Genomic DNA, 20,546 nt, shown 5'->3' on the forward strand with positions numbered 1-20,546 from the left:
GGTCCACACCGTGACCTCAAGACAGCGACTCCAAGACTGTGGCCTCCGGCAACTGTCGGGCGATAGGCTCAGGAGCGTGACTCAAGACACCCCAGCCCCTGTCCCCGGTGAGCACCTGAACACCGAAGCCACCGAGAAGCCCTCCGATCAGCCGGCCCGCCAGCCTACAGCGATCGACGCCGTCGCGACCTCGTACTACGAGACCCTGATCGAACTCATGCCCGACTTCGCCACCGAGCTGGGACTGCCCGGTCACGAGACGGAGTCCCGGGACTACTCGCCTGCAGGCCTGGAGGCCCTCGCGGAAGCCACACGCGAGGCCCTGCTCCGCCTCGACGACCTGGAACCGTCCGACGACGTCGACGCGGTGACCCTGGACGCCATGCGCGAACGCCTCGGCCTCGACCTGGAAATCCATGACGCCGGGCTCGACTACTCCGAGCTCAACAACATCGCCTGCCCCGCACAGAGCATCCGCGCAATCTTCGATCTGATGCCCACAGCGACGGCCGATCAGTGGGGACACATCGCCGGCCGTATGGCCAACATCCCGGGCGCGATCGACGGCTATGTCTCGTCCCTGCGCGCGGGCCGCGAACGCGGCCTCGTGGCAGCACGGCGTCAGGTCCTGATTGTGGTCGAGCAGGCAAGCAGGTATGCCGAGGACGGCGGATTCTTCGACACGCTCGGTTCCACGACCGCAGCGGACGGAGGCGAGTTGCCCGAAACCCTCCAGCAGCAGTTGCACTCAGGCGCCGAAGCGGCCCGAAGCGCGTACTCGAGCCTCGCCGACTTCCTGCGCGAGGATCTCCTGCCCACGGCCCCGGAGAAGGACGCCGTCGGCCGCGAGCACTACGCCCTGATGTCGCGCCGCTTCCTCGGCTCCGCCGTCGATCTCGAGGAGACGTACCAGTGGGGCGTCGAGGAACTCGATCGCGTGATCGCCGAGCAGGAGGCCGTCGCCAACGAGATCCGAGAGGGCGCCAGTGTCGAGGAAGCCATGCGCATCCTCGACGAGGACCCGGCCCGCCAGCTGCACGGCACCGATGCCCTGCAGGCCTGGATGCAGGACCTCTCCGACAAGGCGGTGGAGGCGATGGCCGGCGTCCACTTCGATGTCCCTGACGTCATGCGGCAGCTCGAATGCCGTATCGCACCGACAAACGAGGGCGGCATCTACTACACGGGGCCCAGCGACGACTTCTCCCGCCCCGGACGCATGTGGTGGTCGGTACCCGAGGGCGAGGACTCCTTCACCACGTGGAAGGAAACCACCACCGTCTATCACGAGGGCATCCCGGGGCATCACCTGCAGATCGCGACCGCCACGTATCAGCGCGCCCTCCTGAACCCCTGGCGACGCAACGGCATCTGGGTCTCCGGACAGGGCGAGGGCTGGGCGCTCTACGCCGAGCGCCTCATGCAGGAACTCGGATTCCTCTCCGACCCGGGAGACCGCCTCGGCATGCTCGACGCGCAGCGCATGCGGGCCGCACGCGTGGTGTTCGACATCGGGGTCCACCTGGAGCTCGACGTGCCCGAGCGGTGGGGCGAGGGCATATGGGACCCGGACAAGGGCTACGCCTTCCTCAGGAAGAACATCGCCATCAGTGAAGGGCAGCTCAACTTCGAGTTCACCCGCTACCTCGGCTGGCCCGGCCAGGCGCCGTCCTACAAGATCGGCCAGCGACTCTGGGAGCAGGTACGCGACGAGGTCCGCGCTCGCGAGGGAGACGACTTCGACCTACGGGCCTTCCACACCCGAGCTCTCAATCTCGGCTCGGTCGGACTGGACACGCTCCGGCGCGCGCTGGTGGGCTGACGATAGACATTCGTCACAGACGGGCGGGGAATATTCCCCGCCCGTCGTGGTCTCCCCGCCATGTCGGGCCGGAAAGGCAGGACACGGACCGACGACGACGGCGCCGTGCGTAACATTTCGCAACTCCCGCTTCGCGTCGGTATAAGCGCCCCCTAGTGTTTCGGGCGTGCCTACAGACATCACTTCCCCGCCCTCCCGGCGCAGGCTGCCCCGCTGGGCTACCTCCTTCGGTCCGCAGATCATCGCAGCGCTCCTCGTGGGCCTTATACTCGGCCTTCTCGCGAAGAACACGGGTCATACTGCCGAGACGCCCAACGCCCTCGGCACCACGCTCGCCACACTCGGTTCGAGCTACGTGGCCCTGCTGCGCGCCGCCGTCGTACCCCTCATCTTCACGGCCGTGGTCAGCTCGATCGCCAACCTGCGTGCCGTCAACAACGCCGCTCGTCTCGCGGGCCAGACCCTGCTCTGGTTCGCCATCACCGCCCTCATCTCGGTGCTCATCGGCATCGTCCTGGGAGTCGTGTTCCAGCCGGGCTCCGGCACGGACGCGGCTCAGCCCGACGAGTACACCGGCAGCACCGGGAGCTGGACGGCGTTCCTCACCGGCCTGATCCCCGCGAACTTCCTCGGCATCCAGGCGTCCTCCCGGGTGGCGGAATCCGGTGATGTCACCACCTCGCTGAGTTTCAACGTGCTGCAGATCCTCGTGGTAGCCGTCGCCGTCGGCATCGCCGCCCTCAAGGTGGGCAAAGCGGCCGAGCCGTTCCTCACGTTCAACGCCTCCGCACTGGCCGTCATCCAGAAAGTACTCTGGTGGATCATCCGGATCGCGCCTCTCGGCACCGTCGGGCTCATCGGCAACGCCGTCGCCGTCTACGGGTGGGACACCATCGGCTCGCTCGGCAAGTTCACCCTCGCCATCTACGTGGGTCTGGCACTCGTTCTCTTCGCCGTGTACCCGGTGCTGATCAAGGCGCACGGTCTCTCGGTGAAGCAGTACTTCTCGGGCGCATGGCCCGCCATCCAGCTCGCCTTCGTCTCCCGCTCCTCCGTGGGCACGCTCCCCCTCACGCAGCGCATCGCCGAACGCAATCTCGGCGTCCCCCGCGGCTACGCCTCCTTCGCAGTACCCCTCGGTGCGACCACGAAGATGGACGGCTGCGCGGCCATCTACCCGGCCATCTCGGCGATCTTCGTCGCACAGTTCTTCGGCATCGACCTGACACTGACGCAGTACCTACTGATCGCCCTCGTCTCCGTCCTCGGCTCCGCAGCGACCGCCGGGACCACGGGCGCCGTCGTCATGCTCACCCTGACGCTCTCCACGCTGGGACTCCCCCTGGCCGGCGTCGGACTGCTCCTCGCCGTCGACCCGATCCTGGACATGGGCCGCACCGCGGTGAACGTAGCGGGCCAGGCGCTCATCCCGACGATCGTGGCCAAGCGTGAGGGGATTCTGGACACGACGCTCTACGACGCACAGCGCACCGGCGACCCCTTCGCCGATGACAGCGTGCTCGACGCCGCCGCGTCCAGCGACGGCGCCTCGAACGACGGCATCTCGGTGGTTCGCTGACCTCGGCCACCACCCACCGGTACACCCCATTCGAGCTCTGAGACGGCCCGTCCTGGAACACCAGGGCGGGCCGTGCCGTTCCGGCTAACGATTCGGCGCCGTTCAGGGGCTCGACGGCGCTTTTCCTGCCGCAGGGGTGGACCATGGGAGCACCTATCCAGCTCGACAAGGTGGTGCGCCATGAACCAATCGCGCATGACGGGGAAAATCCCCGCCACACTCGCCGCCCTTGCCCTCACCGCAGGCCTCGGCCTCGCAGGGGCACCGCCGGCATCCGCCGCATACTGCGGCATCACGTGGGGTTCCACGGCCAAGACCGCCCCCGCCTACTCCTCCGCTCCCATCACCGACGTACGGTCCGGTCGGCACACGTGCTTCGACCGCCTCGTCATCGACACCCGCGGCCCCGTTTCCGGGTACCGCGTGGCATATGTGAACCAGGTGGCCCGGCCCGGATCCGGAGCGCCCGTTCCCCTCCGGGGTGGCGCACGGATCTCCGTGACCGTCCTCGCTCCCATCTACGACACCGCAGGCAGGGCGACCTACTCGCCCACCAATCGCGCGGAACTCGCGAATGTGGCGGGCTACTCCACCTTCCGGCAGGTCGCCCTCGCGGGGAGCTTCGAGGGGCAGACGACGCTCGGCCTCGGCGTCAGGGCCCGTCTTCCCGTCCGCGTGTTCGTCCTGCCCGGGCCGGGCGTCGGATCGAGGGTGGTGGTCGACGTCGCGCACTACTGGTGAGGTTCCTCGCCAGTCGCGGTGCACCGCAGCACCGCGACTGGCGGGCGCCGCGGTGCCCGCCTCTATCGCACCCGTGGCAACAGCGGGACCTAGGCTTGGGGTATGACCGCCCGCCTGATCCTCGCGTCCAAGTCACCCGCCCGCACGAAACTGCTCGCCGAGGCAGGGATACGGCATTCCGTCCTCGTGTCCGACGTCGACGAACCAGCCGTCGTCGCCGCCTACGGCGCCATCGATCCCCATGACACGTCCCTCCTCCTGGCACGCGCCAAGGCAGAAGCGGTAGCGTCCCTCGAGGAGGCGGACGGCGCCTTGGTGGTCGGCTGTGACTCCGTCTTCGAGTTCGACGGCGAGGCGCACGGCAAGCCCTACGAGCCGACGGTCGCCATCGAGCGCATCAGCCGCATGCGCGGGCGCTCCGGCGTCCTCCACACGGGCCACTGGCTGGTGGACACGCGCGACGGCGGCTCGGGCGCCACCATCGGAGCGGTCTCCTCCGCGACCGTGCATTTCGGGACCATGACCGACGACGAGGTGCACGAGTACGTGGCGAGCGGCGAACCCCTGCAGTGCGCAGGGTCCTTCACCATCGACGGCCTCGGCGGCGCTTTCATCGAGCGCGTGGACGGTGACCCGCACGCCGTCGTCGGGCTCAGCATCTCCACGCTCCGCTCCCTCCTCCGGGCCGCCGACGTGCCGATCACGGCCCTGTGGGCGGGGATGTCGGAGTTGTAGGTTCCCTACAAAGGATCGCCGCACAACACTCCCTTTCGGCACGATCCATGGGCGGAAGCCACTAAAGCGGGTTAGGCTCCGATCTGAGAAGAAGGAGTCCGTACCCCCATGAGCCAGTCCCCCCTCGCGCCCGCCGCACAGCCCACGTCCAGCAGCACCACCAGCTCCGGCAGCGCGGACGCGGGGGCCGGCGCTCGGCATCAGCGGGTGACGAAGGTCCTGGTCGCGAATCGCGGGGAGATTGCCGTTCGGGTCATCCGGGCTGCGCGGGACGAGGGCATCGCATCGGTCGCCGTCTACGCCGAGCCCGACCGCGACGCCCTTCACGTACGGATGGCCGACGAGGCTTTCGCGCTCGGCGGTGAGACCGCAGCGGAGTCCTACCTCGTCATGGACCGCATCCTCGACGCTGCGCAGCGAAGCGGCGCCGATGCCATCCACCCCGGCTACGGATTCCTCTCCGAGAACGCGGACTTCGCGCAACGTGTGATCGACGCCGGCATCACCTGGATCGGTCCATCGCCCGCATCGATCGCGCAGCTCGGCGACAAGGTGCAGGCGCGCCACATCGCCGAGCGCGTCGGCGCCCCCCTGGTCCCCGGGACCAAGGACCCCGTCGAATCCGTCCAGGAGGTCATCGACTTCGCAGAAGAGTTCGGGTTGCCCCTCGCCATCAAGGCAGCCTTCGGCGGTGGCGGACGCGGCATCAAGGTGGTCCGCAGCCACGAGGAGATCCCGGAGCTCTTCGACTCGGCGGTACGCGAGGCGACAGCCGCATTCGGCCGTGGGGAATGCTTCGTGGAACGCTTCCTCGATGCTCCCCGCCACGTCGAGACGCAGTGCCTCGCGGACGCGCACGGCAGTGTCGTCGTCGTCTCGACGCGCGACTGCTCCCTCCAGCGCCGCAATCAGAAACTCGTGGAGGAGGCACCGGCACCCTTCCTGTCCGACGAGCAGAACACCCGACTCTACGAAGCGTCGAAGGCGATTCTCCGCGAAGCGGGATACCAGGGGGCGGGAACCTGCGAATTCCTCGTGGGCCAGGACGGCACCATCTCCTTCCTCGAGGTCAACACGCGACTGCAGGTCGAACACCCGGTCTCCGAGGAAGTCACCGGTCTCGACCTCGTGCGGGAGCAGTTCCGTATCGCACGCGGCGAAGAACTCGGCTACGGCGATCCGGCAGTGCGCGGCCACTCCTTCGAGTTCCGCATCAACGGCGAGGACGCCGGGCGTGGTTTCATGCCGGCGCCCGGCACCGTGCAGACCTTCACCCTGCCGTCAGGGCCCGGCGTCCGCGTTGATTCCGGCATCGAGGCCGGAGAGGTCATCGGCGGAAATTTCGACTCCATGCTCGCCAAGCTCATCATCTCCGGCGCCACCCGCGAGCAGGCCCTCCAGCGCGCACGACGCGCCATCGGCGAGATGGTGATCGAGGGAATGCCGACCGTGCTCCCCTTCCATGCCGCCGTCGTCGCGGACCCGGCTTTCGCCCCTGAGAGCGGCCCCTTCTCGGTACACACGCGCTGGATCGAGACGGACTTCACCAACACCATCGAGCCCTGGAAGGGCCCCGCGGAGCCTGCTCCCGAGGAGGATGTTCGCCAGCGCGTCACGGTCGAGGTCGGGGGGCGCCGCCTCGAGGTCGTGCTGCCCGGCGGGCTGGGGGCGACGTCGAACGGCAGGGCGCCGACGGCGACCAAGTCCAAGAAGTCCTCCCGTGCCCGCGCAGGGAAAGCCGCGGTCAGCGGGGATGAACTGACGTCGCCGATGCAGGGCACCATCGTGAAGGTCGCCGTGGCAGACGGCGACGCCGTTGCCGAAGGCGATCTCATCGTCGTGCTGGAAGCCATGAAGATGGAACAGCCCCTCACAGCGCACAAGGCCGGGACCCTGTCGGGCCTGTCTGCTTCTCCCGGGGACACCGTCTCCGCAGGTTCCGTGATCGCCACCATCAAGGACTGAGCGGCAGCCCCGGCCGCGGGCGGTCCTTTTCAGCAGGCTTTCGCTTCCCGCGGTTACCCGCTGCGGTGAACAGCCTCTGGCACCCCGCCGGCCGCCGCGATCAGCAGGCTTTCGCACCCGCGGTTAACCACTGCGGTCAGCACGAGACGCCGATCGTGGAGAAGTATCTGGTCTGCATCTCGCCGAGGCCGGGCTGGGCCAGCCTGTGCCTCCTTCGGCGCAACTCCGGCAGCTGCAGCTCCTGCCGATCGGTCAGGAGAAAGCGCCCTGACCATCACCGCTGGGGCTGCCGCCGGGATGGCGGGCCGACCCGTTGCTGCCGGACGTCGGCGCCCTACCCGTTGCCCTGCCCGTTACCGCCGGAATTGTTGCCGGAGTTGTTGCCCGGCCCGTTGCCCTGCCCGTTACCGCCAGAATTGTTGCCGGAGTTGTTGCCCGGCCCGTTGCCCTGCCCGTTACCACCGGAGTTGCTGCCCGGTCCGTTGCCCTGCCCGTTACCGCCTGAGTTGCCAGGGCTACCGGAGTTCCCCTCGTCACCGGTCCCGTCGCCGTCGGCACCGTCGTCGTCCCCGGTCTCCTCGGCGTCGTCCCCCTCGCCGTCGTCCCCCGCGCCGTCGTCCGCGTCGTCGTCCGGCACAGCCGGAGCGGGCACGGGCACGGGCGCCGGAGCGGGCGCGGGATCGGTGGAGGGTTCGGGAACCGGCACGGGCTCGACGGGCGCAGGATCTGGATCAGCTCCTGCGGGTGAGGATGCCGATTCGGACGGGACCGCGGTAGGATCCGATGGATCGGACGGGCCGGCGTCGTCGGCATCGAGCGAGGCGATCACCGCGTCGATCCTCATGCCGATCATCGTGGCCCTGTCCTCGTTCACGGTGCCCGCCGCCCGTGCGTCGTCCACCTCGCCCTTGAGCCGCTCGGCGAGGGCGATGGCGGCACCCGAATCGCCCGCCGCAGCAGTTGCCGCTATCGTCCTCACCTCGCTCTGGAGATCCGCCGCGGTCGCCGCGTCGATCGATTCGGCCCCGCAGCCCGCCAGGAGGACGGCTGCGCCGACCAGGAGCGGCACGCGATAAGGAAAAGGCGTCGTCATGGCTGCACACTTTCGTAGAGTTCCTGCAATCTCTCGCCGGGCTCGCCCGGCACGCTCGGCAAGGGTTCGATCGTGGGGTCCGCGTCCCCCTGCGACAGTGTGGTGAAGACCCACACACCGGCCGCGAGCAGGACGACGCCGAGGAGCGCCAGGAGCCACGTAAGTACCCGTCGGTTTCGCCTGCCGGAGGGGCGCGACCGGTCCGGTCGCGCGGGATCGCGTCGCGGTGCATCCGGTGTCGCGCGCCGCTCTTCGGGCGCCGGCCCCCGGAGGGTCGAGGACGTGCCCGCTGTCTCGCCGCGTCGCCGTCCCGGCCCGGATCCGCCCGGGCCGTCCTTCCCGTCGGGCGCTTCCTCGATCGAGCCGTCGGGCATCACGTGAGGACTCCGGCCGTCGGGCTCGTTCACTGTCAGCCCACGACCGCCATCGGACTCCGCGTGGACCTCACCCGGATTCCGCGTGCCAGCGAGCCGCGCGGTGCGTGCACTCGGTTCCTCCCGCGTGTCCGCGGAGCCGTCGTCAGCCAGTGAGCGGGTGACGCGGGTCCTCGCGGGGGCGGCCTCGAGGAGCGCGGTCACACGATCGTCGGGATCGGGATCGGGACCGCTCGAGACCGGGTAGTTGGGCTGGGTGTAGCTGGGCTGGGTGTAGCTGGTCTCGCGAGCGCCGGACCCTGGGTGGTGCGAGTCCTCATGTGCTTCTGGGCCGCAACCGTCATCAGCAGGTGAAGCCGTCCGCGTCCCCGGCTCCGCAGGCTGCACGCCCATCGCGATGAGCGCCGAGAGCACGGCTCCGGCGTCCGGTCGGTCGTCCGGCTGGTCGAGAGTCATCGACACCAGGAGCTCCGACAGCCCCGGCCCGGCGGCGTGGGGAATGGACGGAGCACGGTGTAACCGCGCCAGAGCACTCTCGACACCCGTACCGGGGAACGCCCGCTCGCCGGTCAACGCCTCGATCAGCACCAGTGCGAGCGAGTAGATGTCGCTTGCCTGCCCCACATCGTCGCCCCGGGCCTGCTCGGGGCTGAAGTACGCGGCACTGCCGATCACCTGGCCGGTGGCCGTCATGCGCCCACCGTCGAAGAACCGTGCAATCCCGAAATCGGTGAGCAGGAAGCGGAAGACCCCGCTGTCCGGGTCGGCGTCGCGCGTCAGGATGTTGGATGGTTTGATGTCGCGGTGGACGATACCCCTGCCGTGGATGTAGTCCAGCGTCCGCGTGATGTCCAGCGCCATGGTGCGCGCCTCCTCGCGGGGCATGGATCCCACCGAACGGAGCAGCACACCGAGATCGGACCCGCGGATCAGTTCCATGACGAGGTAGGCGCCGTCACCGCCGTGGTCCCCGTTGTCCATGTCCAGGACCCGGACAAGACCGGGATGGTCCAGGCCCGCGAGCATCCTCGCCTCGGCCGAGCCACGATCCAGCCCGTCAGCGGTTCCGGGCCTGAACAGCTTGACCGCTACGTCACGGTCGAGCCGGACATCGCGGGCTACGAAGACGTCGGCCATGCCGCCGGTGCCGACGCGCTCCCCCAACGCGTACCGCTCGGCCAGTACCTGCTGCTCCATGTCACCGCCTTCCCGTCACCCCTGGACCGGCTCCGGGCGCGCATGGTCGACACCTGCGTGATGTAATAAGCCAGCTTTGCTTCCAGTGTACGGGTGGGCTCCGGCATCAGCACAAGAATCGCGGGCCGGCACCGGCTCGGCGGACGGCGGCTGGAACGATGACGGCGCCGCACCCGGGCGGGAGCAGCGCCGTCATCGTGCCGATCAGGACATCAGCCCACGTTGTTCTCGTAGTCGTTGTCGCGCGTCTCCCGCGAGAGCATCAGGGCGATGAACGTGGCGACGGCGGCGACCGTGAGGTACACACCCACGAGCACCGTGCTGCCGCCCGCCGCCTGCCACAGTGCCACCGCGATGAAGGACGCCGGAGCCGCCCCGATCATGCTCGACACGTTGTAGGCCACGGCGGACCCTGTGTAGCGGACGTTCGAGGGGAAGAGCTCCGGCAGGACGGCCGCCATGGGACCGAAGGTCAGCCCCATGAGGATGAAGCCGATGATCAGCAACGCCATGGTGCCCGCGGTCCCCGCGGAGAACAGCGGCGCCCAGAGGAGCCCGAAGACCGCGATGCCGACGGTTGTGGCGAGAAGCATCCTGCGGCGGCCGAAGCGCTCGGCGAGCGGGCCGGAGACGAGGGTGAAGATCCCGAAGAACACCACGCCGATGATCAGCATCCACAGGAAGTCCGTACGTGCCATGCCGAGACCCGGCACGAACTCGGATGCCTGGAGATCCGTGAACTCACGCCCTGCCGCTTCGGCCCGGGCCCTCGCCTGCTCCAGGCTGGACGGCGCAGTGCCGTACGTCAGGGTGAATGCCGTCATGAAGTAGAACAGCACATAGGTCGCGAACATGATGAAGGTGCCGAGGATCAGCCCCCGCCAGTGCAGCCGGAACGTGGTGCCGAGCGGCACCTTCACGACCTTGCCCTCGTTCTGCACCTTCTGGAAGGACGCGCTCTCGATGAGCTTGAGGCGAACGTAGAGTCCGATGATCACCATGACGGCGCTCAGCAGGAAGGGTACCCGCCACCCCCACGCGAGGAACTCCTCGGGAGTGAGCACGGTGCTCAGGAACACGAAGAGCAGGTTCGCGAGAATGAAGCCGATCGGCGCACCGAGCTGGGGGAAGGTCCCGTAGATGGCCCGCTTGCCCTCGGGGGCATTCTCGGTGGCGAGCAGGGCCGCACCGCTCCATTCCCCGCCGAGCGCCAGCCCCTGCAGGAACCTCAGCACCACGAGCAGCAGCGGCGCCATGAGGACCCACCCGGGGGTGGTGGCAGCAGGCAGCACGCCGATCAGGAACGTCGCGACCCCCATGGTCAGCAGCGACGCGACGAGGGTTGCCTTGCGTCCGATCTTGTCGCCGAAGTGACCGAAGACGATCGAGCCCAGCGGCCGGGCGACGAATGCGACGCCGAACACCGCGAACGAGCTGAGGAGCTGGTTCGCCGAGGTCTGGTTGGGGAAGAACAGCGCCGGGAACACCAGGACGGCGGCCGTCGCGTAGATGTAGAAGTCGTAGAACTCGATCGTGGTGCCGATGAGGCTGGCGAAGATCACCCTCCCCCGCGAGTTCAGGGGTTTGGTGCCGCTCGAGGCAGCGGAGGTCGAGGAGGTCATGGGGTTCGGCTTTCTCGGACGGGATGCCGGGCCCGCCTCCGCTCAAGACGGCGCAGCCCGGGATCCGTGCTTCAGTTGTACCCCGACATCAGACCACCGGTGTCCACAGGGTGGATAAGCGCGTCCACCATGTGGACACCGGGAACTGGATGAAGCCGACCCCCACGGCGACCTGGACTAGAGATGGACGTGCAGGCGGCGGGCAGCCTCGGAGATGGAACCGGTCAGCGACGGGTACACGGTGAAGGTGTTGGCCACGTCGTCCACGTGCAGCTTCTTGGTCACGGCCAGCGCCAGCGGGAAAATCAGCTCCGAGGCCCGCGGGCCCACCACCACACCTCCGATGACGGTGCCCGAGCCCTTCCGCGAGATCACCTTCACGAAACCGTCCTTGACGTTCATCATCTTGGCGCGGGCGTTCGTGTGCAGGGAGAGCTTCACCACGTCGCCCTGGTAGCGGCCCGAGGCGATGTCCTCCTCCGTGACCCCGACCGTCGCGATCTCCGGCGAGGTGAAGATGTTCGAGGCCACCTGCTTGAGCTTGATGGGACTCACCGAATCGCCCATCAGGTGCGCGATGGCTATCCGGCCCTGCATGGCCGCCACCGAGGCGAGGGCGAAGACGCCCGTGCAGTCGCCGGCCGCGTACACGTTGGGAGCTGTGGTGCGGGAGACGCCGTCCACCTGGATGTGCCCGGATTCACCAACGGCCACCCCCGCCTCCTCGAGCCCGATCCCGGCCGTGTTGGGTACGGCTCCGACCGCCACGAGACAGTGGCTGCCCTCGATGCTGCGGCCGTCGGAGAGATGGACGATCACGCCGTCATCCGTGCGGTCGACGGACTGCGCGCGGGACTGGGACAGCACGGTCATGCCACGATCCTTGAACACGCCCTCGAGGACCTCCGCTGCGTCGGCGTCCTCCCCTGGCAGCACGCGGTCGCGACTCGAGACGAGGGTCACCTTCGACCCGAGGCCGTTGTAGGCACTGGCGAATTCGGCCCCGGTGACACCCGAGCCGACCACGATCAGGTGCTCCGGGATCTCACGGAGATTGTAGAGCTGGGTCCAGTTGAAGATGCGTTCGCCGTCCGGCATGGCGCTGGGCAGCTCACGCGGGGTAGCGCCGACGGCGAGGAGGACGGCGTCGGCCTCGACGATGTCCGTGCCCTCGTCGGAGGTCACCTCGAGTCGATGGTTGTCGAGGAGCCGGCCGGAGCCGATGACGACGGTGACGCCGAGGCGCTCGAGGGTGGCACGGATGTCCGAGGACTGTTCGACGGCGAGTTTCAACAGCCGCTGGTTCACCTTGTCCAGGTCCGCGAAGACGCTGTTGTCGGCAGAGAATCGAACCCCCAGCCCGCTCGCGTCGGTGAAGCGCGTCATGGTGTCCGCGGTCGCAATGAGCGTCTTGGACGGCACCACATCGGTGAGCACCGCGGACCCGCCGAGGCCCTGTCGCTCCACGATGGTGACCTTCGCACCGAGCGATGCCGCGACGAGGGCCGCCTCGTAGCCGCCGGGCCCCCCACCCAGGATCGCCAGGCGCAATGAACTGAAGTCGAGTTGGTTTGCCACGCATCAAGTATCGCCCATGCCACCGACACCCCGAAATGCCCGCGGCGCCGCGCGCGTGCCCGTCGTCGCCCCGAATTCCTCCGACGGGCGGACCGGTGGGACGGGCGGAACGGTGGGACTGGTGGGACGGGCGGACCGGCGGGACGGGCGAACCGGCGGGACGGGCGAACCGGCGGGACGGGCGGACCGGTGGGACGGGCAAACCGGTGGTGGGGCGCATTCCGCAGAGGGTAGGTTGTATCGGTGACTTCTGATCCCTTTGACCTGGCCCGCGACGCTGCCGGCCACATCGCCCGAGCCACCGGCATCGACCGGCACGACACCGCACTCGTCCTCGGCTCAGGCTGGGGCGAGGCCGCCGAACTCATCGGCGAGACCACGCACACGCTCGACGCCGCCGAGATCCCCGGGTTCTCGGCCCCCGCCGTCGTCGGCCACACCGGAACCGTCCGCTCGGTCCTCACGCCCAACGGCAAGCGCGCACTCGTCCTCGGTGCCCGCACGCACTACTACGAGGGCAAGGGCGTCCGCGCCGTCGTGCACGGTGTCCGGACGGCCGCTGCCGCAGGTGCGACGACGATGATCCTCACCAACGGCTGTGGCGGCCTGCAGGAACAGTGGCAGCCCGGCACGCCGGTGCTGATCAGCGACCACATCAATCTCACGGCGTCCTCCCCCCTCGAGGGAGCCACGTTCGTGGATCTCACCGATCTCTACTCCGTGCGACTGCGCGAGATCGCGCGGACCGTCGACCCGACGCTGGACGAGGGCGTGTACGCCCAGTTCACGGGACCCCACTACGAGACCCCCGCCGAGGTGCAGTACGCGAAGCGGATCGGCGCGGACCTGGTGGGCATGTCCACCGCACTCGAGGCGATCGCAGCGCGCCACGCCGGTATGGAGGTCTTCGGCATCTCCCTGGTCACCAACCTCGCCGCGGGCATCAGCCCGGTCCCCCTCAGCCACGCCGAGGTCCTGGAGGCAGGGCAGGCGGCAGGACCGCGCATCTCGCGGCTGCTGGCCGACATCGTCGCCGCCCTCTGAGCACACGCGACGCCGCGGGTACCGGCGGCTCCGAGGCGGGGAACAGTGTCGAAGCAGTATCGGCTCCCGTCAGGCAGCCGTCCAGAACAGATCGTTCGATGACAGACCGTTTCATGACAGACCGTAAGGGACCAGCATGACCACCTCGGACCTCGAGACACTCCTCGCCACCGCCGACGCCTGGGCCGCTGCCGACCCCGACGAGCAGACCGCCGCGGAGCTGCGGGCACTCGTGGCTCAGGTCCGGGAGGACGGCGCCGCTGCGGTGGTCTCCGAACAGGACCTGCGGGACCGTTTCGCCGGTCCCCTCGCCTTCGGTACCGCAGGGCTCCGCGCCGCACTCGGAGCCGGCCCCAACCGGATGAACCGCGTGGTGGTCCGCCGCGCGGCCGCCGGCGTCGCCGCCCATGCCCTCGACCTCGCGGGCGGGGCCTATGTGCCCCGCGCCGTCGTCGGCTTCGACGCACGCCACAATTCCCGGGTCTTCGCGGAGGAGACCGCCGCCATCTTCACCGCTGCCGGCATCGAGACGTTCCTGATGCCGAGTGAGCTGCCCACGCCGGTCCTGGCCTACGCCATCCGCGCCCTGCAGTGCGAGATCGGCATCATGGTCACCGCGAGCCACAACCCGCCGCAGGACAACGGGTACAAGGTCTACCTCGGCGGGCGTTCCGTGGAGGAGGACGCGCGCGGCGTGCAGATCGTGGCACCCCACGACGCCGGCATCGCGGCCCGGATCGACGCCGTCAGCGCCCGCGGAGACATCGAGCTCGCCCCCGAGGGATGGACCGTCCTGCCCGCGAGCATCGAGACCGACTACATCTCCGTCGTGGCCGCCCTCACCGACCCCGCCCTCACCGACCGCGACCTCGCGATCGTGCTGACGCCGCTGCACGGTGTGGGCGGTCGGACCGCGCAGTCGGTCCTCGCCACCGCAGGTTTCGGCGACGTCAGGATGGTCGAACGCCAGGCCGAGCCCGACCCCGACTTCCCCACCGTCGCCTTCCCCAATCCCGAGGAACCGGGCGCCCTGGACCTCGCCCTCGAGCTCGCCGAACGGACCGGGGCCGATCTCGTGATCGCCAATGACCCCGATGCCGACCGCGTGGCCCTCGCCGCGCACGAACCATCGACGGGCGCCTGGCGCATGCTCCGGGGTGACGAGGTGGGCACGCTGCTCGGCCTGCATCTCGCCGCGCGCCTCTCGGGTGCCCGGCGCGACGGCGGATCCGGCGCGCCTGTGCGCGAGGTCTTCGCGAACTCCATCGTCTCCTCCCGCCTCCTCGGCCGGATCGCCGCCGTGTCCGGCATCGATCACGCCCAGACCCTCACCGGGTTCAAGTGGATCGCCCGCGTGCACGGCCTGTCCTTCGGGTACGAGGAGGCGCTCGGTTACTGCGTGGCGCCCGAGCTCGTGCGCGATAAGGACGGGATCTCCGCGGCTCTCCTGCTCGCTGAACTCGCGGCTGCGACGAAAGCCGCGGGTCGCACCCTCTTCGATCTGCTCGACGACGCCTTCCTGGTGCACGGCCTGCACGCCTCGGACCAGCTGTCCGTGCGCGTCGGTAGCCTCGGCCTCCTCGGCGCCATGATGAACCGGCTGCGCGAGACCCCGCCGTCGTCCTTCGCGGCCTCACCCGTGAGCATCGCCGAGGATCTCGCGGAGGGTTCCGCGCAGCTGCCGCCCACGGATGGGCTGCTCTACCTGACGCAGGACGAGACACGCGTGATCATCCGGCCCAGCGGCACCGAGCCGAAGCTCAAGTGCTACCTCGAGGTCGTCGAGCCGGTGGGCTCGGCCGCCGAACTCGACGCTGCCAAGGCCACGGCCCGCGCCCGGCTCGACGCCGTGAAACGCGACGTCGGCGAGGCCCTCGGACTCTGAGCCGGGACGGCCTGCTCCAGCCACCCGTCCACGGGTCGGGAGCCGGCCGGGCATGGAAGGATGGGGGGATGCCTACCGACGTATCCCTCGCCTCCTTCATCGACCACACCCTCCTCAAGCCCGAGGCCAGCCGTGAGCAGATCCTCACGGTCTGCCGCGAGGCCGTCGAGTACTCGTTCAAGTCCGTCTGCGTGAATCCCGTCTGGGTCAGCACCGTCCGGACGGCCGTGAAGGACAGCGACGTCCTCACGTGCTCCGTGATCGGGTTCCCCCTGGGTGCCACCACCACCGAGATCAAGGTCCTGGAAGCCCGCGGCGCCGTCGCCGACGGCGCGGACGAGATCGACATGGTCATCAACATCGCCGCAGCCCGTGCCGGGGAGAGGGACCTGCTGGTGCAGGACATCCGCGCCGTCGCCGACGCCGTCCACGAACACGACGCGATCCTCAAGGTCATCATCGAGACCTCGCTCCTGACGGACGAGCAGAAAGTGCTTGCGTGCGAGGCCGCCGTCGAGGCAGGGGCCGACTTCGTGAAGACCTCCACGGGCTTCAACGGTGGCGGTGCGACGGTCGAGGACGTGGCTCTCATGCGGAGGACGGTCGGGCCCGACCTCGGGGTGAAGGCCTCGGGCGGCGTCCGCTCGCTCGAGGACGCGCGCGCGATGATCGACGGCGGAGCCACGCGTATCGGGGCGAGCTCCGGAGTCGCTATCGTTAAGGGAGAACAGGGCGCCGCAGGTTACTGACGGCGCATCGATACCGCAGCACGAGCAGTTCCCGACCCCGCAAGGAGCACCGATGTCACACCAGGCCGACACCGAGAACCACCCCGCCCACGCCGGCAAGGGGCACCTCGTCGAGAACATCGTGGTCTTCGGGCTGATCTTCGGCGCATTCCTGCTGAGCATCTACCTGCTCAACTGGCTGACCCTGGACACCGTGTGGCCGATGGCCGTGATCGTCGTCGTCGCCTTCCTCGTGTTCTACATCCCGCAGGGAATCCTGGGCCGGGCCGACACCGGGTACAACCTCGCCGAGGGCAACCGGACGGACAAGAAGGAAAAAGGCACCGCCGTCAGCTCCTAGCGACGCGCTGCAACGCAGCCTGACACATGAAGAGGCCGTCCCCGTGGGGGGACGGCCTCTTCTTCGTGCGGCGCCGGATGCCTACGGTGTGAAGACGGCGTCCAGCACGTTCTTCGCCCAGGCGAGGATGTCCGCGTCCACGAGGTCGCGTCCGCCGATCCGCGCCGTCTTGGGCTTGGGTACCAGGACGGCGTTCATGGCGGGCTTGACGGCCGCACCAGGGTACATGCGGCCGAGCCTGAGCTGCTTCGATTCCGGCAGTTCTGCCGGCGCGAACTTGATGAAGTTCCCCTGCAGCGCCACATCGGTCAGGCCGAGGGCGCGTGCGGCGACCCGGAAGCGCGCCACGGCGATCAGGTTCTCCACGGCGGCCGGAGGCGCGCCGTAGCGGTCCTCGAGTTCCGCGACGACCGCGTCGATGGCCTCGTCCGTCAGGGCCGCCGCCAGTTTGCGGTAGGCCTCCAGTCGCAGCCGCTCCCCCGGCACGTAATCGTGCGGCAGGTGCGCGTTCACGGGCAGCTCGATCTTCATCTCTGCCGCCTTCTCCTCCGCCTCGCCCCGGAAGGACGCCACGGCCTCCCCGACCAGGCGGATGTAGAGGTCGAATCCGACGCCCTGGATGTGGCCGGACTGCTCCCCGCCGAGCAGGTTGCCGGCGCCGCGGATCTCGAGGTCCTTCATCGCCAGCTGCATGCCCGCGCCGAGTTCGTTGTGGGACGCGACGGCCTTCAGCCGCTCGAGCGCCACTTCGCCGAGCGGCTTCTCGGACGGGTAGAGGAAGTAGGCGTACGCCCGCTCCCGGCCTCGCCCCACGCGTCCACGCAGCTGGTGCAACTGCGAGAGGCCGTAGGAATCGGCCCGGTCCACGATCAGCGTGTTCGCGTTGGAGATGTCGAGACCCGTCTCGATGATCGTCGTGCACACGAGGACGTCGAACCGCTTCTCCCAGAAGTCGACGATGATCTGCTCGAGGCGCGACTCCGTCATCTGTCCGTGCGCGACGGCCACCCGTGCCTCCGGCACGAGTTCCTTCAGGTGCGCGGCCGTGCGGTCGATCGACGAGACGCGGTTGTGCACGAAGAACACCTGCCCCTCGCGCATCAGCTCACGGCGGATGGCGGCGGACGCCTGCTTGTCGGTGTACGGCCCCACGTAGGTGAGCACCGGGTGGCGCTCCTCGGGCGGCGTCGCCAGCGTGGAGGTCTCCCGGATGCCCGTCAGGGACATCTCGAGCGTCCGTGGGATGGGCGTGGCGCTCATCGCGAGGACGTCGACATTGGTGCGCATCTTCTTCAGCGCTTCCTTGTGTTCCACCCCGAACCGCTGCTCCTCGTCCACGATCACGAGGCCGAGATCCTTGAAGGAGATCTCCTTCGACAGCAGGCGGTGCGTGCCGATGACGACGTCGACCGCCCCCGAGGTGAGTCCCTCCGCCGTCTCGCGCGACTCCTTCGCCGTCTGGAAGCGCGAGAGGGCACGGACCCGGACGGGGAAGCCGGAGAACCGCTCCGAGAAGGTCTCGAAGTGCTGCTGCACCAGGAGCGTCGTCGGCACGAGGACGGCCACCTGCTTGCCGTCCTGGACCGCCTTGAACGCCGCCCGCACCGCGATCTCGGTCTTGCCGTAGCCGACGTCGCCCGAGACGAGCCGGTCCATCGGCACCTCGCGCTCCATGTCCGCCTTGACCTCGTTGATGGTGGTCAGCTGGTCCGGGGTCTCCACGTAGGGGAACGCCTCCTCGAGCTCACGCTGCCACGGCGTGTCCGCGCCGAAGGCGTGACCCCGCGAGGCCATGCGTGCCGAATACAGCCGGATCAGCTCGCCCGCGATCTCCTTGACCGCCTTGCGCGCCTGGTTCTTGGTCTTGCTCCAGTCCGACCCGCCCATCTTGCTGAGCGCAGGGGCATCGCCGCCGACGTACCGGGTCACCTGGTCGAGCTGGTCGGTGGGCACGAAGAGCCGGTCACCGGGCGCACCGCGCTTCGACGGCGCGTATTCGAGGACGAGGTACTCGCGCGTGGTGCGCGTGGGTCCGGCCCCGGTGGAGCGCTGCATCAGCTCGACGAAGCGCGCCACGCCGTGCTGCTCGTGCACCACGAAGTCGCCGTCCTTCAGCTGCAGGGGGTCGACGGCGTTGCGGCGCCGGGAGGGCATCTTCCGCATGTCGCGCGTCCCGGAGGCACTGGTGCGCCCGAGCAGGTCCGCCTCGGTGAGCAGCCCGAGCTTGAGACCGTCCACCACGAATCCGCGGCCGGCGCACGCCGTCGTGATCTCGATGATGCCGGCCTGCGGCGGGACGTCGAGGGAATCGACGCGGCTCGTGGGGATGTCGTTGTCGTGGAAGAGTTCCGCGAGGCGCTGGGCCGGGCCTGGCCCTTCCGTCGCGACCACCACGCGCCACTGGTCGCGGACGCGCCCACCGATGAAGTCCATCATCTCGGCGACGTCGCCCTGGTAACCGCGGGGCTCGCGGGCGTGGAGGGTGAAGCTGTCCACATCGGTCAGCTCCTCGTCGGCGCCGAAGGAGGTGATCCCCCACCAGGCGACCGAGTTCGCGAGCGCCGTCGCCCGCGTGTCCGTCAGCGAACGGAAGCTCGCCTCCTGGAGATCGGTGCCCAGCCCCTCGCTGAGATCGAGCGGCGCGGCACCGCCGTCGGACGCCGTGGACCACGCGGCGGCGAGGAACTCCTCGTTGGTCGCCGCGAGGTCGTGGGCGCGTGCACGGACCTTCTCGGGTTCGATCACGACGGCGATGGAACCGGCGGGCAGCTCGCCCGCGAACGGGACCATCGCATCGACGAGGACCGGGGCGAGGGACTCCATGCCCTCGACGGCGATCCCGCCCGCGATCTTCTCGAGCATGGCTGCGGCGGCGGGCAGTTCCGACTGCAGCTTCGCGGCGCGCGACATGACCGACGGCGTGATGAGGATCTCGCGGCACGGCGGGGCGTAGAGGGCTGCCGGCGGCTCGCCGGTCGTCAGCGACCGCTGGTCGGCGACGGCGAACCAGCGCATCTGGTCCACCTCGTCACCGAAGAAGTCGACGCGGACCGGGTGGTCCTCGGTGGGCGGGAAGACATCGATGATGCCGCCGCGCACGGCGAACTCCCCGCGGTGCGTCACCATGTCGACGCGTGCGTAGGCGGCGTCGGCGAGCGCCTTCACGACGTCGGAGAAGGCGATCTCGTCGCCGACCTTCAGCGTGACGGGTTCCAGCTCGCCGAGGCCCGCGACGAGGGGCTGGACCACCGCGCGGATGGGGGCCGTGATGACTCTGACGGGGTTGCCGTCAGGGTGGGCGAGCCGGCGGAGCACAGAGAGCCGGCGACCGACGGTGTCCGAGCGGGGCGAGAGGCGCTCGTGCGGGAGGGTCTCCCAGCTCGGGAACTCCTCGATGGCGCTTTCGGGAAGATAGCTGCGGAGTGCCTGGGCCAGATCCTCGGCCTCCCGCCCGGTCGCCGTGATCGCGAGGACCACGGGAGCCGCGGCGCCGCCGGGCAGTCCGTCGCCGGGGCCGGCGACCGCGAGCCCGTCGACCATCTCCGCGATCAGCGGGGCGCGCATGCCCGCGGGTGCCCCGATCTCGAGATCGGGGCTGCGCTGCTCCACGGACCGCGAGGCGTTGGTCCGCACGCGCGCGTAGGACGCATCGCTGGCCAGTGCCGCGCGCAATCCGTTCAGACTCATTGTCAGGTGCTCCTCAGGCGTCGGTTCCGCCGTCTCGAGCCGGTCCGCGCGTCGACGCGGCTGCCGGGCTGGGACAGCACAAAAGCCCGGAAAGACGAATCGTCTCCGGGGTCCTGATCAGACTACCAAGGGGCC

The 20,546-nt window shown here is 69.1% G+C and carries 14 protein-coding genes; 9 read left to right on the plus strand and 5 right to left on the minus strand.

Features of this window, described 5'->3' with window-relative positions:
• The first annotated feature begins 115 nt into the window (after positions 1–115).
• From FJV46_RS00905 to FJV46_RS00925, 5 genes are all read left to right on the plus strand, one after another.
• A complete protein-coding gene (locus FJV46_RS00905; protein WP_232008660.1) occupies positions 116–1,822 on the plus strand; it encodes a DUF885 domain-containing protein in 1,707 nt (568 codons plus the stop codon).
• A gap of 166 nt (positions 1,823–1,988) precedes the next feature.
• Positions 1,989–3,401 (plus strand): dicarboxylate/amino acid:cation symporter, encoded by a 1,413-nt coding sequence (locus FJV46_RS00910; protein ID WP_087030856.1) that lies wholly within the window; start codon positions 1,989–1,991, stop codon positions 3,399–3,401.
• A 195-nt stretch (positions 3,402–3,596) separates the two neighbouring features.
• Positions 3,597–4,142 carry an AMIN-like domain-containing (lipo)protein gene (locus tag FJV46_RS00915; RefSeq protein ID WP_087031876.1) on the plus strand — a complete coding sequence of 182 codons (546 nt, stop codon included), beginning with the start codon at positions 3,597–3,599 and terminating at the stop codon, positions 4,140–4,142.
• Between the two features lie 102 nt (positions 4,143–4,244).
• Entirely contained in the window at positions 4,245–4,877 is a 633-nt protein-coding gene (locus FJV46_RS00920) for a Maf family protein (protein ID WP_087030859.1), read from the plus strand.
• A 108-nt stretch (positions 4,878–4,985) separates the two neighbouring features.
• Positions 4,986–6,842 (plus strand): acetyl/propionyl/methylcrotonyl-CoA carboxylase subunit alpha, encoded by a 1,857-nt coding sequence (locus FJV46_RS00925; protein WP_087030862.1) that lies wholly within the window; start codon positions 4,986–4,988, stop codon positions 6,840–6,842.
• Between the two features lie 334 nt (positions 6,843–7,176).
• Here the strand turns inward: FJV46_RS00925 and FJV46_RS00930 are convergent, their stop codons facing one another.
• From FJV46_RS00930 to FJV46_RS00945, 4 genes are all read right to left on the minus strand, one after another.
• Positions 7,177–7,935, minus strand: a complete 759-nt coding sequence (locus tag FJV46_RS00930) for a hypothetical protein (RefSeq protein WP_126130564.1) — start codon at positions 7,933–7,935, stop codon at positions 7,177–7,179.
• Positions 7,932–9,506 carry a serine/threonine-protein kinase gene (locus FJV46_RS00935; protein ID WP_087030867.1) on the minus strand — a complete coding sequence of 525 codons (1,575 nt, stop codon included), beginning with the start codon at positions 9,504–9,506 and terminating at the stop codon, positions 7,932–7,934. The genes FJV46_RS00930 and FJV46_RS00935 overlap by 4 nt, the downstream gene beginning before the upstream one ends.
• A gap of 212 nt (positions 9,507–9,718) precedes the next feature.
• Positions 9,719–11,128, minus strand: coding sequence for an MFS transporter (locus FJV46_RS00940; protein WP_087030870.1), 1,410 nt, complete (start codon positions 11,126–11,128; stop codon positions 9,719–9,721).
• A gap of 177 nt (positions 11,129–11,305) precedes the next feature.
• Positions 11,306–12,706, minus strand: coding sequence for an NAD(P)H-quinone dehydrogenase (locus tag FJV46_RS00945; RefSeq protein ID WP_087030873.1), 1,401 nt, complete (start codon positions 12,704–12,706; stop codon positions 11,306–11,308).
• A gap of 243 nt (positions 12,707–12,949) precedes the next feature.
• On the opposite strand from FJV46_RS00945, the gene FJV46_RS00950 reads away from it, so the two are divergent.
• The 4 genes from FJV46_RS00950 to FJV46_RS00965 all read left to right on the plus strand — a co-directional run bounded on the left by FJV46_RS00950 (position 12,950) and on the right by FJV46_RS00965 (position 16,724).
• Positions 12,950–13,750 (plus strand): purine-nucleoside phosphorylase, encoded by an 801-nt coding sequence (locus FJV46_RS00950; RefSeq protein ID WP_087030876.1) that lies wholly within the window; start codon positions 12,950–12,952, stop codon positions 13,748–13,750.
• Between the two features lie 136 nt (positions 13,751–13,886).
• Positions 13,887–15,635 carry a phospho-sugar mutase gene (locus tag FJV46_RS00955; protein ID WP_087030880.1) on the plus strand — a complete coding sequence of 583 codons (1,749 nt, stop codon included), beginning with the start codon at positions 13,887–13,889 and terminating at the stop codon, positions 15,633–15,635.
• Positions 15,636–15,703: 68 nt separating this feature from the next.
• A complete protein-coding gene (gene deoC, locus FJV46_RS00960) occupies positions 15,704–16,384 on the plus strand; it encodes a deoxyribose-phosphate aldolase (RefSeq protein WP_087030883.1) in 681 nt (226 codons plus the stop codon).
• 52 nt (positions 16,385–16,436) lie between these two features.
• Complete coding sequence (locus FJV46_RS00965) at positions 16,437–16,724, plus strand: hypothetical protein (RefSeq protein WP_232008605.1); 288 nt, start codon at positions 16,437–16,439, stop codon at positions 16,722–16,724.
• 81 nt (positions 16,725–16,805) lie between these two features.
• On the opposite strand, the gene mfd is transcribed toward FJV46_RS00965, so the two are convergent.
• Positions 16,806–20,411, minus strand: a complete 3,606-nt coding sequence (gene mfd / locus FJV46_RS00970) for a transcription-repair coupling factor (RefSeq protein ID WP_087030886.1) — start codon at positions 20,409–20,411, stop codon at positions 16,806–16,808.
• Positions 20,412–20,546: the final 135 nt, after the last annotated feature.

The sequence above is a fragment of the Arthrobacter agilis genome, from assembly GCF_006494655.1.
GTDB classification, from domain to species: domain Bacteria; phylum Actinomycetota; class Actinomycetes; order Actinomycetales; family Micrococcaceae; genus Arthrobacter_D; species Arthrobacter_D agilis.

Coding starts and splice junctions, on each gene's coding strand:
- FJV46_RS00925 (WP_087030862.1), top strand. CDS start 4,986: ATGAGCCAGTCCCCCCTCGCGCCCGCCGCACAGCCCACGTCCAGCAGC.
- mfd (WP_087030886.1), bottom strand. CDS start 20,411: ATGAGTCTGAACGGATTGCGCGCGGCACTGGCCAGCGATGCGTCCTAC.
- deoC (WP_087030883.1), top strand. CDS start 15,704: ATGCCTACCGACGTATCCCTCGCCTCCTTCATCGACCACACCCTCCTC.
- FJV46_RS00965 (WP_232008605.1), top strand. CDS start 16,437: ATGTCACACCAGGCCGACACCGAGAACCACCCCGCCCACGCCGGCAAG.
- FJV46_RS00920 (WP_087030859.1), top strand. CDS start 4,245: ATGACCGCCCGCCTGATCCTCGCGTCCAAGTCACCCGCCCGCACGAAA.
- FJV46_RS00940 (WP_087030870.1), bottom strand. CDS start 11,128: ATGACCTCCTCGACCTCCGCTGCCTCGAGCGGCACCAAACCCCTGAAC.
- FJV46_RS00915 (WP_087031876.1), top strand. CDS start 3,597: ATGACGGGGAAAATCCCCGCCACACTCGCCGCCCTTGCCCTCACCGCA.
- FJV46_RS00930 (WP_126130564.1), bottom strand. CDS start 7,935: ATGACGACGCCTTTTCCTTATCGCGTGCCGCTCCTGGTCGGCGCAGCC.
- FJV46_RS00935 (WP_087030867.1), bottom strand. CDS start 9,506: ATGGAGCAGCAGGTACTGGCCGAGCGGTACGCGTTGGGGGAGCGCGTC.
- FJV46_RS00955 (WP_087030880.1), top strand. CDS start 13,887: ATGACCACCTCGGACCTCGAGACACTCCTCGCCACCGCCGACGCCTGG.